The organism is Gammaproteobacteria bacterium, from assembly GCA_034522055.1.
Taxonomy (GTDB): domain Bacteria; phylum Pseudomonadota; class Gammaproteobacteria; order JAABTG01; family JAABTG01; genus JAABTG01.
In genome coordinates, this window is sequence record JAXHLS010000002.1 from 472,591 (window position 1) to 486,261 (window position 13,671).

A 13,671-nucleotide genomic window follows, 5' to 3' on the forward strand; every position below is an offset into this window, starting at 1 on the left:
CTTCAACCCCGGGCGCCGCCCGAATAGGTGATGAGAGAACCTTTATCGGTGGTGCCGGCGCTGCCGGTCACCAGGGACACGGGCTCCGGGGCCTCCTGGTTCCGCTTGGGCGGCAACATGACGGAGGTGGGCCCGCCCCGCCGGGTGGGATTCCGGCGCATGGCGGAGGTGCCCTCGGTGCCGGTCACCCGCTCATTGCGGTCCCAGTCATCGCCGGTGATCTTGAGGCCCGCCGACTGCCCCTCGCCCGTCACTCGAGGCTTCTCCTCGGCGGCGGGGGCGACGGCTCCTGCCTTCGCGGTTCCGGGTGATGCCGGGGCCATGTCCATCAGGTTGGCATTACCGGCGCGGCGGTGGTCGAAACGGAACTCCTCGGTGCCGGTCACCTTGCCGGTGCCCATGTTGAAGGCGCCGGTGATCTGACCCTGCTCGTAGCGAGTGCCGGTGACGCCACCCTGGGCCCGTGCCTGATGGGCCATGCGGGCGGGGGACTCAACGCTGAAGCTCTGCCACGGCGCGCCATCCAGGGCCTGGGGGAAATCCTCCTGCCCGGGCAGGGCCCCACAGGTGGCCCCGAAATCATCGCTGCCCACGTAAGGCGTACCGGAAACCGGCTCACAGGCCCCGCGCTCGGCGCCCGTCATACCGCCACCGACGCCGGGCTGGATGCCCGTCAGGTTCGCCCCCGGCACGGGGCCGCTGCGGCGCTGGGCACGGGCCATGGCCGTCGGCCTCGCCTGGGGCGCACAAAAGGTCTCGTAATCCTCGGCGGGGCCGTAGGGCGTGCCGGTGATGGACTTGCAGGTGCCCGGCTCATCGCCCGTGACGTTGGTGGCGCGTCCGGTGCGGGTGCCGGTGACGGTACGCCCTACCAGGGTATGGGTCTGCTCCACCTTGGGCGGAGACGGCTCGGGGCGGCTGGCACAGAAGGCCTCGTACTGATTGAGGTCCACGTACTCGTCGCCGGTGACGCGCTTGCAGCTGCCGGGCTCGTCACCCGTCACGCGCTCGCTGCGGCCGGTGCGGGTACCGGTCACGGTCCCACCCGTGAAGGTCGTGGAGGTGCCCACCTTGGGCGGCACCCCACCCCGTTTCCCACGGCCCTGGGACTGGGTCTCCTGGGGCTGGGTATACTGGGAGCCGGTGGTCTTGACCCCGGCGCCGTACTCGTTTCCGGTGACCTTCGAAGACTGGCCCACCATGACGCCCGACACCCGCTCGCCACCCGCGGTCTGGGTGCGGCTCACCTTGGCCGGCCCGGGCGCGGGACGGATACCGCAGTAGGTGTCGAATTGATCGGGGGACAGATACTCGGTGCCGGTGACGTTCTTGCATGTACCCGGCTCATCGCCGGTGACGTGGCTGGAGCGCCCCACCTCGTTGCCGGTCACGCGATTCCCTCGGGTGGTGGGACTGATCCCCACCTTCAGGGGGCTCCGCTGGGGATCCGTCTGACAGAACTCCCGGAAGATGTCGGCCCCCATGTATTCGGTACCGGTAACCGCACGACAGGTACTCGGCTCGTCGCCGGTCACCCCCTTGGCACGCCCCACCCGGGTGCCGGTGACGGTCTGGCCGCCGCCGGTTTCGCTGGTACCCACCTTCCAGGTGGCATCCTGGGCACCCCGGTCTCCGCGATCCCCGGCGGTGCGTGAGGAACGCACCCGGCCACAGGGGGCACTCTTGGTGCTGGAGGAGCGGCCGTTGCGGCTGCGCTGCTCGCGAATGGATTGCGCCAGCTCGCGAGTCGACATACTGGGATTGGCCTGGCGGGCGATACCCGCCATGGAGGTAGGGCTGGCGGACGCGCTCTTGCCGGTGGCCGACTGGGCCGCCCGCCGCGCCTTGGATGCGGCGCGGGCCGCTGGCATGGTGGCGTTGACCCGCCGCGGCTGACCGCGTCCGGGGGATGTCCTGGAGGTGGGCGTCAGGGACGCCCGTCGCTCGGGGGCGGGGACTGGTGCAGTGGACTCCCGTCCCTCGCCCTTGCAACCACAACCACAGTCACCCTTCTTGCCGGCCTGCTCTTTGACGGCCTCGGCACGACTCCCGCGCGAGGGGGCGATGGCGTCGGCCCGGGTACGATCCCGAGTGGCCTCCGCCTTTCGCCCCGCCTCCGCCAGAGCCGCACGGCGGCGGCGGGCGACTTCCCGGGTGGAACCGGCGGATGAGACCATCGGTGCCCGCCTGGGGGTCCGTGGGGATGACCCGGCAGAGGGCCGGGGGGATGGCTCAGGCCTCGCCACGGGAGTGGCGGGCGCAGGCGGTGGCGATGGCGCCGCAACGGCGCCCGCAACCACACCGCGGGTGCGATCAGTCCCCCCCGTGATGCTGCGCTTGCCTTGAGTCGACTGGGCCCGGCGCCGGGCCATGGCGGCCTCGCGGGCGCTCGACGTCAGCTCTAGTTTGGTCTGTGCCATGGAATCCCCCGTTGGTTTTGACGTGGTGTACCCACCGCCCTCAGCGGCGACCCTCGAACACCACGAAGGCGCTGCCCTGACTCTGGGTGTAGTTGTCGTAGCCGATGAGGCGCACGTGGTGGTCCGGGTAGTTGCGATGGCAGGCCTCCAGCTCCGCTACCACGTGGTCCAGCGCGGTCTCGCCGAAGAAGGGCAGCTTCCACATGGTCCAGTAATTGCGCATGGCATTGGCCGGGTGGACGTGCTCGATGGCGGGGGTCCAGCCCTGGGCCAGGATGTAGGCCACCTGGTCGTAGATCTCCTCCTGGGTCAGGGGCGGCAGGAAGCCGAAGGTCTCCAGGGTGCTGACAGTTTGGTAATCACCCATTTCAGTGGTCATTGGCATGTCGTTTTTCCTCTATCCGTCTGTGAAGATTGTCGTGGCGGTCGCGGTTCAGCCCACGTCCAGCTTGTCCACGGTCTCGTACTCGAATTTGATCTCCTTCCATGTCTCGAGGGCGATGGCCAGTTCGGGGCTGTGCTTGCCCGCCTCTATGAGGATGTCGCGGGCCTCTTTCTCGATCTCGCGGCCCTGGTTGCGCGCCTTGACGCAGGCCTCCAGGGCGACGCGGTTGGCCGCGGCACCGGCCGCGTTGCCCCAGGGATGGCCCTGGGTGCCGCCGCCGAACTGCATGACGGAGTCGTCGCCGAAGATGGCGACCAGGGCCGGCATGTGCCACACGTGGATACCGCCGGAGGCCACGGCGAACAGACCGGGCATGGAGCCCCAGTCCTGGTCGAAGAAGATGCCGCGCTTGCGGTCCTCGGGTACGAAGGACTCACGAAGCTGGTCCACGAAGCCCAGGGTCGAGGCCCGGTCACCCTCCAGCTTGCCCACCACGGTGCCGGTGTGGAGGTGGTCGCCGCCGGACAGCCGCAGGCACTTGGCCAGCACCCGGAAATGCATGCCGTGCTTGGGGTGGCGGTCGATGACTGCGTGCATGGCGCGGTGGATGTGCAGCAGCATGCCGTTCTTGCGGCACCACTTGGCCAGGCCGGTATTGGCCGTGAAGCCACCGGTGAGGAAGTCGTGCATGATGATGGGCATGCCGAGTGACTTGGCGAATTCGGCGCGCTCGTACATCTGCTCGGGGTCGGGGGCGGTGACGTTGAGATAGTGGCCCTTGCGCTCGCCGGTCTCCTGCTGGGCGGTGAGTACCGCGTCGGCCACGAACTCGAAACGGTTCTGCCAGCGCATGAAGGGCTGGGAGTTGACGTTCTCGTCGTCCTTGGTCAGATCGAGACCACCGCGCAGGCATTCATACACCGCACGGCCATAGTTCTTGGCCGACAGGCCGAGCTTCGGCTTGATGGTACCGCCGACCAGCGGGCGCCCGTACTTGTTGAGCTTGTCGCGCTCGACGGTGATGCCGTTGGGCGGGCCCATGCAGGTCTTGATATAGGCGATGGGGAAACGGAGATCCTCGAGGCGCAGGTGCTTCAGGGCCTTGAAGCCGAACACGTTGCCCACCAGGGAGGTGAGCACGTTGGTGATGGAGCCTTCCTCGAAGAGGTCGAGGGGATAGGCGATGAAGGCATAAAAGGATTCGGAGTCGCCGGGCACGTCCTCGATACGATAGGCCCGGCCCTTGTAGTACTCGATATCCGTGAGGAGATCGGACCACACCGTGGTCCAGGTACCGGTGGAGGACTCGGCCGCCACCGCCGCCGCTACCTCTTCCCGTGGCACGCCCGGCTGGCCGGTGCACTTGAAACAGGCCAAGAGGTCGGTATCCAGGGGCACATAGTCCGGGGTCCAGTACATCTGCCGGTAATCTTTAACACCCGCGTCATAGGTCTTCACACTCATCGTCAGCTCCTGTGGTTTTCTCGCCTTCTTCGGTTTCGGGAATACGCCTGACCCTTAAACGTCCGGTAACGTTAGCGCCTGGGAACTATCATTAGAAATCGATGTATTCGATGTCACCCATGTGGATTCATCTATAGATGCGCCTGTCGTCAGGCCATCCGCGCCAGCAGGGTGGGGAGTGACCCGGGAAGCGGCCATCTGGATGACGATGCGGACAAGGCCGCTGGCGGGCCTGCGGCCCGAGATGACCATCTGGAGTACGAGGGTGACTTAGCGACCGCGGCCGAGCACAGCGAAAAGGATCTGGAAAACGCCGGCCGACATCACCGTTGACAGAATCCGCCGCCCCCCGCTCGGCGACGGAGGCGGTGGTAACCGGTGAATATCCACATCGCATGCCCTGACCCGAATACTGGCGCACGAGTATCCGGACCGGGACATCGTTTTGGAAATCGATATTGAACGTGTCTTACATGGATCTTCGTCTATGACAGCGGCGTCTGGAGGCACCGTGTATAAAACGCACCGATCCTGGACCCATCCACCGCCGAACCGCCCTTCAGGGGCGGGATGGTGTCGGAGCTGGCGCCGCGGGATAGTCCGCGGCCAGATCGGCGAGCCGCGCGAAGTCGGCCAGGAACAGCCGTTCCGGGCGTTGGCCGGGGTCGATACCGGCCGCCGCCATGGCCTCGGCATCCACCAGGCCCTGGAGGGCATTGCGCAGGGTCTTGCGGCGCTGGCCAAAGGCCGCGCGCACCACCCGCTGGAGGCTCTCGGGGTCGACCACCGTCACCGGTGGCTCGGCATGGGGCACCAGACGCACCACCTCGGAGTGCACCCGCGGCGGCGGCGTGAAGGCCCCGGGCCCGATACCGAACAGACGTTCCACCCGACAGTGGTACTGCACCATCACCGACAGCCGGCCATAGGTCTTCGACCCCGGCGCCGCGGCCATACGAGCCACGACTTCCCGTTGCAGCATGAAATGCATGTCGCGGATCGCATCGAGCTGGTCGAAGAGATGGAACAACAGGGGGGTGGAGATGTTGTAGGGCAGGTTACCCACCAGTCGCAGGCCCGCAGCCGGGCCGGCCAGGGCACCGAAGTCGAACCGCAGCACGTCGCCACGGTGCACCCGCAGGCGCCCGGCGGCGGCGGCCGGGTGCGCCTCCAGGCGCGCCGCCAGGTCACGATCCAGTTCCACCACGTCCAGGGCCGGCACATGGTCCAGCAACGGGTAGGTCAGAGCCCCCGGTCCCGGCCCGATTTCCACCACCCGATCCGCCGGCGCCGGAGCCAGGGCGCGCAGCATGCGTTCCACCACCCCCTGGTCGTGGAGGAAGTGCTGGCCGAAGCGCTTTCTAGCGCGCATGTTGGCGCTGCCTGAGCGGCTTCAGCCGCTCAGGCTAGCCGCCAGTGCCATGGCGGCCTTGAGGCTGCCGTCGTCGATGTGCCCGCTGCCCGCCAGGGCCAGCGCGGTGCCGTGATCCACCGAGGTGCGCACGAAGGGCAGGCCGAGGGTGACGTTGACGGCCGCCCCGAAACCGACGTGCTTGAGCACCGGCAGTCCCTGGTCGTGATACATGGCCAGCACCACGTCGACATCGGCCAGGCCGGCGGGTGTGAAGGCGGTATCCGCGGGCACCGGCCCCTCCAAGCGCATACCCTCGGCCCGCAGGCGATTAAGCACCGGTTCGATGACTTCGATCTCCTCCATGCCGAGATGGCCACCCTCGCCGGCATGGGGATTGAGGCCGAGGACCCGCACGGCGGGATGGGGCAGGCGACAACGCTTCCCGAGTTCCGCCACCAGGATCCGCACCACCGCCTCCAGGCGCTCCGGGGTGATATGCCGGGGCACCTCGGCCAGGGGCAGATGGGTGGTCACCAGGGCCACCCGTAGGTTGCCGCCCACCAGCATCATCACCACCTGGGGGACGCCGCAGCGCGCCGCCAGGAACTCGGTATGGCCGGTGAAGGCCACCCCCGACTCGTTGATGTTGCCCTTGTGCACGGGCCCGGTGACCAGGGCCGCGAAGTCGCCGGCCAGGCAGCCATCCACCGCCTGCGCCAGGGTCTCCAGGACGTAGGCGCCGTTGCGGGGGTCGAGGTGGCCCGGGACCACGGGGACGGGACACGGGACAGGAACCACGCGCAAGACCCCGGGACGAGTCGGAGGGGGGGGCTCGGCCGCATCGTGCACCAGCACCTCCACCGGGATGTCGAGACGCCGCGCCCGCGCCGCCATGAGGTCCGGATCGGCGATGGCAACCCAGGGCACGTCGCTGCCGTCACGCGCCATCATCAACGCCAGGTCGGGGCCGATACCCGCCGGCTCGCCGGGAGTGAATACCACCGGAAGCGGCTCTGCCACTACATCACCCACGGGTCACCGAAGTGCGATGACTATTCGTCGAACAGCCGGTTTTCCACATAGGCCTCGTCCCGCAGGCGACGCAACCAGGCCTCCATCTCCTCGCCCCGCTTGCGGTTGCGCAGTTCCTCTCGCGCCTTGGCCTTGCGCACCTCCTCGGTGCTGTCGTGGTCGCGGCGCTCCAGCACCTGGACGATATGCCAGCCGAAGGGCGACTCGAAGGGCTCGCTGATCTCCCCCGGCGCGAGGTCGTCCATCACACGCTCGAACTGGGGCACCGTGTCACCGGGGTTCACCCAGCCGAGGTCACCGCCGTTGACCGCCGAACCCCGGTCCTGGGAATGGGAACGGGCGAGTTCGGCGAAATCGTCCCCGCCCTCGATGCGATCCTTGAGCTGCGCCAGCCGGATGCGCACGTCATCGCCCGATGTGAGTTCATCGGGCCGCAACAGGATATGGCGAGCCTTGGTCTGGGTAATCATGGTGCGCTCGCCTTCGCGCACATCGAGCACCTTGAAGATATGGAAACCGCTGGAACTGCGCAGCACATCCGTGACGTCGCCGGCCCCCATATCGGCCATCACGTCCCCCACCAGGGACGGCAGGCGGTCCCGTTCCCGCCACTCCATCTGGCCACCCTCCAGGGCATTCTGGCCGTCGGAATGGGCCACCGCCAGGGCACGGAAATCCTCGCCGGCCCGCGCCCGCTCCAGCAGGCCCGCGATGGTTTCGCGGGCGGTGGCCAGTTCCTCCGGCGTCGGGGCTTCCGGCACCGACACCAGGATGTGACCCAGCTTGTACTCGCGCCCGCCGGCGGTCTCTTCCTGCAGGCTGAGATAATCCTGCAGCTCGCGGTCGGTGACGCGGATGCGCCGGTCCACCTGGCGCCGTGCCACCTGCTCCATGGTCAAGCGCTCCTTGAGTTCCTCACGAAAGCCCGCGAAATCGAAGCCGTCTCGCTCCAGCACCTCCCGGAACTGGGCCACCGTCAGGCCGTTACGCGCCGCCACGCTCGCCACGGCGCGGTTCACCAGCTCGTCGTCCACGACGACGCCGAGCTTCTCGGCCTCCTGGAGCTGCAGGCGTTCCATCACCAGCTTGTCCAGGACCTGCTGCAGCAGCACCGCATCCGGCGGCGGACGGGTGCCCTTCTGCCGGAGGTCGGCGAGCACACTGCGGGCGGCGTGCTCGAGTTCGCTCTTCATGATGACGTCGTCGTTCACCACGGCGACGATGCGGTCGAGCTCACGGACATTGCCCTGGGCGACGGCCCACAGGGGTAACAACAGGATTACGGTGTACAGAATGCGTTTCATCAATTATGAGGCAAGGGCCTGCTAGAAGGTGTTTTGATATCCGGGGATCTGCTTTTCGAGGAAGGACGCGGCCTCGCTGCCGATGCCGGCCAGCCCCTTCAACTGAAGTTGCACGAAGAAACCCGTGGAGTAATCGGTGTCCGTGCCGGCGCCCACGATATCACCATCCTTGAGGAAGCGGCGCGCCACCGCCCGTATGCCCCAGCAACAGTTCTCGTATTCCACGCCGACGAAGGAGTCCAGGGTGCGGTCATTAGTGATCTCGTAGTTCCAACGCCCCACCAGGGCGGTGGAGACACCGATGGGCCAGCGGGCGGAGACATCCGTCTGCTCGATGGTACGGTCCTTGAAGCGCCGGTCCCGCTCGTCACGGCTGTCCCGTACGAAACGGTAGGCAAGGTTGACCACCGCCTCTTCGTTAGGCTGGTAACGCAGCTGAGTAGTTCCCTTCTCCACCCAATCGTTTTCCTCGTCCCACTGGATCCCACCACGCAGGCGCCAGCGCCGGGCGAAGTCGGCGGCCAGCTCCGCCACCACATCGGAACTGTCGGCGGTGAGGGGTGGATCATTGGGCCGCCGCGTGACCTCACGGTCCGAAAAAAAGTAGATGCGGCCGACGCTGGCGCGCAAGCGCTCGCCGCCGTCGTGCCCGATCACGCGGCTGGTGAGGGCCACGGTGGCCTGATTGGCATCGTTGATGCGGTCGACGCCGCTGAAGCGGTTCTCGCGAAACAGTTGCGCGAAGTTGAAGGAGAACTCGCCGGTGTCGAACAGGGGCAGGTCATCCTGATTGCGCTCGGGGGCATAGAGATAGAACAGCCGGGGTTCCAGGGTATGGATGAACCCGCTGCCGCCCCAGGTGAAGGGGCGATCGAACACCAGGCCGCTGTCGACGCTCGCCACCGGCACCGTACGATCCGGCGAGGCGGGCTCGCCAGCCTGGCGGTTGCTCAGGTCATAGGCTGTGTAATTTAAGGTCAGCTTGGGCACCAGGAAGGTACCAGGGGTGCGATACTGGTAACTCAGGGTGGGGGCCAGATGGTAGCGCCCGCCCTCGACGCGGTCATCCTGATCGAAGTTCACCGCCTCGCCAGTGAAGTCGAATCGCAGGCGACGGTCGTCGAAGAGTTTGGAATAGGTGGCGCGCAATTGGGGCAGGCGGCGGTAGGGCCGGCTGGCCTGGCGAATGCTGTCGTCGAGGATCTGAAAGTGTTCCACGCGTCCGATTACGTTCCAGCCGTATCTCGCATAGCCGAGTTCGGCGTGGCGACGCAGGAAGCGGGTGCTGGATACCGCCAGATCGGTGCCCAGGTCATTCAGGTATTCACCGTCCGACAGGTTGGTGAAATCCACCCGGGTACGCCAGTAAGGATTGAGCCGCTGCCGGTGCTCCAGGGCAATGAGGCTGCGATCCGCACCGAACTCGTCGTCATCCGGCAGATATTCGAGGTTCAACAGGCCCTCGCCGTCGTGGCCGTCATCCACCAGGTAGCGGTATTCGCCCTGGAACAGGGTACCCCGGTCCGACATGTGCCGTAGCGCCAGGGTGGCGTCCCGCTCGGGGGCGATGTTCCAGTAGTAGGGAATGGTCACGTCCAAGCCGGTCTCGGTGGACTGACCGATGGTGGGGGCCAGGAAACCGCTCTTGCGGGTATCGCTCAGGGGGAAGCTGAGATAGGGCGTATAGAGAATGGGCACGCCCTTGAATTCCAGTTTGGCGTGCCTCGCCACACCCACGTCGGCATCACGGTCGATCTCGACGCTGGCGGCCCCGATTTCCCAATCCACCGCGCCGGGCGAACAAGTCGTATACGTCATGCGCTCCATTAGCAGCACGTCAGCGGTGCTCAGCCTCACGGTGTCGGCGGTACCCCGCGCATGTTCCTGGCCGAGACGGAAGGTCACGTCATCCAGCCACGCCTCGCCGGTGCCGAACTCGTAGTGGGCGCGGCTGCCGCTGAGATAGAGGTCGCTGCTCCAGTAGCGCACGGTATCCCCGATATCCATGGCGTCGGCATCGCGATCGTAGACCACGAGGCCGCCATGGAGCCGGTCGCCGTCCCGCAGCACCCGCACGTCGCCGCGCAGGGTGGATATGCCGTCGCGTTCGAGGACCGCCTCGTCCGCGAACAACTCCAGTGCCCCGGCATCGAGGAGACCCGCATCGCCCTCCCATGGCGGGCGCGGCGGCACCACCTCCTGGTCGACACAAAGCGACCAATCCGCCGCAGCCACGGTGTGATACGGCATATACGCCGCCGCCGCGATGGCGACCGCAAGCAGGTAATCGCGATGGCTCACTGGGAGAGTTCTGATTGTGATGACTTAAGAGGCGGCTAACATCGCACAGTTTAAGGTGTTCGGCAATTCCGGCAGTTCAGGCACCCGAGGGCGGGGCGTACGGGCACGCGGGACCGTCCGGCCAGCGGGCGCAGAGACCCGATGCCGGCCGTTCCATCATCCGGTGGGGCCCCTGGCGTTACCCACGCTCGCGACCCACGACGCCGGCCCGGCCATCCGGCGCGGTGCCCCTCGGACGGGCCATCGAACCGCAAAACAATGACATAGCCGGTTTGATGGCCACCCGCTCCAATGTTAAGGTTGCTGACTTGGATCGTCCCGGTTGACCGCCGGCACCCGTGCTTGCGCACCGCCCGCCGCTAGTGGGCTGGGGGCTGGACAGGCAGGCAATGGCCCGGGTACCCAAGTATCCCTGAGCGGCCGCAGGCGGGACCTCCGCCAGCGGGGAGTCCCTACCGGACCGTTCAACCGCCAACTACCCGAATCGAATCATGCCCTACGAAACTGCCCTGCAGAGAACGAAAAGTAATGCCGCGGCATACGCGCCCTGGCCGGGCGTACCCAGCCGCTATGAGGTCTATACCGAGCGCCACCTGGATCGCATTACCCAACTGCATGGCCTGCCGCAGGAACTGGTAGCCGACATGAAGATAGTGGCGGACGTGCTGCCCTTCCGCGTCAACCGCTACGTGACGGACGTCCTCATCGACTGGGACCGGGCCCCCGAGGATCCGGTGTTCCAGCTCACCTTTCCCCAGCGCGGCATGCTCTCCGACGCGGACTTCCAACGCATGGCGGAGGTCCACAGGCGCGCGGGCGACCGCAGTGAACGGCGCGCGGTGGCCCATGAGATCCGTCAGGGGCTCAATCCTCACCCCGGGGACCAGCAGGAACTCAACGTGCCTGATCTGGACGGCGAGCGGGTGCCGGGCCTGCAGCACAAGTACCGGGAGACCGTGCTGTTCTTCCCCAGCCACGGCCAGACCTGCCATTCCTACTGCACCTTCTGCTTCCGCTGGGCCCAGTTCGTGGGCGACACCACCCTGCGCTTCTCCGCCAAGGAGGCGGGGCTGCTGCACGAGTATCTGCGCCGCCACCACGAGGTATCAGACCTTCTGATCACCGGTGGCGACCCCATGGTGATGAAGACCCGGCACCTGGCCGACTACCTGGCGGGCCTGCTCCAGCCATCCCTGGAACACGTGCAGCACATCCGCATCGGCACCAAGTCGCTGACCTTCTGGCCCCAGCGTTACGTCACCGACGACGACGCCGACGATCTGCTGCGCCTGTTCGAGAAGACCGTGCGCAGCGGCCGCCACCTCGCCCTCATGGCCCATTTCAATCATTGGCGGGAGATGGAGACACCCATCGCCCGCGAGGCCATCCGGCGCATCCGCGACACCGGGGCGGAGATCCGCACCCAGGCCCCCCTGCTGGCCAACATCAACGACGATCCCGGAGTGTGGTCCCGCATGTGGCGCACCCAGGTGAGGCTCGGCATGATCCCGTACTATATGTTCGTGGAACGGGACACCGGCGCGCGGCGTTACTTCGAGGTGCCCCTGGCACGGGCGTGGGATGTCTACCGCACGGCCATCAGCCGGGTATCCGGCCTCGCACGCACCGCGCGCGGTCCATCCATGAGCGCCAGTCCCGGCAAGGTAGAGATCCAGGGCGTGGCAGAGATCCATGGCGAGAAGGTGTTCGTCTTGCGGTTCATCCAGGCCCGCGACCCCCGCTGGGTGCAACGGCCCTTTTTCGCTCGTTACGATGACGGCGCCACCTGGCTGGACGACCTGCGCCCGGCCTTCGGCGAAGAGGCCTTCTTCTTTCAGCAGCCGGCTCGCCCCCCCACACCGCGGGACCTTGGCTGAGCCCGATCCGGTACTCACACCACCATGGCACTCACTTTAATGTCAGACGAACACAGCTACAGCATCGATGTGCACGCGGAAAGCGTCTACCTGCCCGAGCAGTCCGATCCGGGCAGCGACCGTTACGCCTTCGCCTATACCATTACCATCTCCAACACCGGCAGCATCGCCGCCCAATTGCTGTCCAGGCACTGGGTCATCACCGACGCCGAGGGTCAGGTCCAGGAGGTGAACGGGGAAGGCGTAGTGGGTCAGCAGCCTCATCTGCAACCCGGTCAGCAGTTCCAGTACACCAGCGGCACCCTCATAGAGACCCCGGTGGGCAGCATGCGCGGCGAGTATTTCATGCGCGCCGACGACGGCAGCGAGTTCGAAGCCGTCATCCCCGCCTTTTCCCTGGCGGTGCCCCATACCCTGCATTGACCGAAGTGAGGTGCCCGGCCGATGTCAGCCGGGCCGGGCCATCCGCGCCATGGACGATATCCACAGTACCCCGGGCGGTCACCGCATCGTCGCCACGGTAGCGGCCTGATGCCCACCTACGCCATCGGCGACATCCAGGGGTGCCACGACCCGCTGCTCGCGCTGCTGGAGGCCATCCGCTTCGATACCGCCGGCGACCGGCTGTGGTTCACGGGGGATCTGGTGAACCGCGGCCCCCATTCCCTGGAGGTCCTGCGCCTGGTGCGAGACCTCGGTGACGCCGCCGTCACCGTACTCGGCAACCACGACCTGCATCTGCTGGCCGTGGCCGCGCGCCCCGAGCACAAGCCGAAGAAGAAAGACACCCTCGACGCCATTCTGCAGGCCCCCGACCGCGACGAACTGCTGGACTGGCTACGCCATCGGCCCCTGATACATCGCGGCCATGGCTATACCCTGGTCCACGCCGGTCTGGTCCCCCAATGGAATGTGGCGGATGCCGAACGCCTCGCCGCCGAACTCCATGAGGTACTGCGCGGGACAGGCCACGGGGAATTCCTGGCCCACATGTACGGCGATGGGCCCAGCCGTTGGAACGAGGATCTGACGGGCTGGGATCGCCTGCGCTGCATCACCAACGTCTTCACCCGCCTGCGCTACTGCGACACCCATGGTCGCATGGACCTGGCTGAGAAACGCCCGCCCACCGACGTCCCGCCGCCGTTGATGCCCTGGTACGCCGTGCCGGGCCGCGCCAGTGCGGGCGAGCCCATCATCTTCGGCCACTGGTCCACCCTGGCCCTGGCCCCGCTACCGGACCCCGCCCTGCGCGTCCACCCCCTGGACATGGGCTGTCTGTGGGGCGGCCGGCTGACGGCCCTGCGCTTGGAGGACGGACGCCGCTTCGACTTCCATTGCCCGCGCTTTTCCCGCCCCGACCTCAAGGCCTGAAGGGTTTGATTGTCGGGATGAATCCCGACCTACATCCGTGCCAAAGGAATGGGCGGTGGGGGTGTGTGTCGGGCTTCAGTCTGTAGGTCGGTTGCTCTCGGCAACCGACATCCGCGCCCGCAAAGCGCCGAGTTTCCGTCGGCTGCCAAGAGCAGCCGAC

At 66.8% G+C, this 13,671-nt stretch carries 10 protein-coding genes; 3 read left to right on the plus strand and 7 right to left on the minus strand.

What is annotated here, in order from left to right:
- Positions 1–2: 2 nt before the first annotated feature.
- From U5S82_02310 to U5S82_02340, 7 genes are all read right to left on the minus strand, one after another.
- Entirely contained in the window at positions 3–2,177 is a 2,175-nt protein-coding gene (locus U5S82_02310; GenBank protein MDZ7750501.1) for a CsoS2 family carboxysome shell protein, read from the minus strand.
- A 283-nt stretch (positions 2,178–2,460) separates the two neighbouring features.
- On the minus strand, positions 2,461–2,805 hold the full coding sequence (locus U5S82_02315; GenBank protein ID MDZ7750502.1) for a ribulose bisphosphate carboxylase small subunit: 345 nt from the start codon (positions 2,803–2,805) through the stop codon (positions 2,461–2,463).
- Between the two features lie 48 nt (positions 2,806–2,853).
- Positions 2,854–4,269, minus strand: coding sequence for a form I ribulose bisphosphate carboxylase large subunit (locus tag U5S82_02320; protein ID MDZ7750503.1), 1,416 nt, complete (start codon positions 4,267–4,269; stop codon positions 2,854–2,856).
- A 559-nt stretch (positions 4,270–4,828) separates the two neighbouring features.
- Positions 4,829–5,641, minus strand: a complete 813-nt coding sequence (rsmA, locus tag U5S82_02325) for a 16S rRNA (adenine(1518)-N(6)/adenine(1519)-N(6))-dimethyltransferase RsmA (GenBank protein MDZ7750504.1) — start codon at positions 5,639–5,641, stop codon at positions 4,829–4,831.
- Between the two features lie 21 nt (positions 5,642–5,662).
- A complete protein-coding gene (pdxA, locus tag U5S82_02330; protein ID MDZ7750505.1) occupies positions 5,663–6,643 on the minus strand; it encodes a 4-hydroxythreonine-4-phosphate dehydrogenase PdxA in 981 nt (326 codons plus the stop codon).
- A 32-nt stretch (positions 6,644–6,675) separates the two neighbouring features.
- A complete protein-coding gene (locus U5S82_02335) occupies positions 6,676–7,959 on the minus strand; it encodes a peptidylprolyl isomerase (protein ID MDZ7750506.1) in 1,284 nt (427 codons plus the stop codon).
- A 21-nt stretch (positions 7,960–7,980) separates the two neighbouring features.
- Positions 7,981–10,260: an LPS-assembly protein LptD gene (locus tag U5S82_02340; protein MDZ7750507.1), complete on the minus strand. Its 2,280-nt coding sequence runs from the start codon at positions 10,258–10,260 to the stop codon at positions 7,981–7,983.
- A 491-nt stretch (positions 10,261–10,751) separates the two neighbouring features.
- Here U5S82_02340 and U5S82_02345 point away from each other — a divergent pair, with 491 nt between their 5' ends.
- The 3 genes from U5S82_02345 to U5S82_02355 all read left to right on the plus strand — a co-directional run bounded on the left by U5S82_02345 (position 10,752) and on the right by U5S82_02355 (position 13,511).
- The gene (locus tag U5S82_02345) at positions 10,752–12,137 is read left to right on the plus strand and encodes a lysine 2,3-aminomutase (protein ID MDZ7750508.1); all 1,386 of its coding nucleotides are present in this window, start codon (positions 10,752–10,754) and stop codon (positions 12,135–12,137) included.
- 39 nt (positions 12,138–12,176) lie between these two features.
- Complete coding sequence (gene apaG / locus U5S82_02350) at positions 12,177–12,560, plus strand: Co2+/Mg2+ efflux protein ApaG (protein MDZ7750509.1); 384 nt, start codon at positions 12,177–12,179, stop codon at positions 12,558–12,560.
- Positions 12,561–12,668: 108 nt separating this feature from the next.
- Positions 12,669–13,511: a symmetrical bis(5'-nucleosyl)-tetraphosphatase gene (locus U5S82_02355; protein MDZ7750510.1), complete on the plus strand. Its 843-nt coding sequence runs from the start codon at positions 12,669–12,671 to the stop codon at positions 13,509–13,511.
- Positions 13,512–13,671 lie beyond the last annotated feature (160 nt).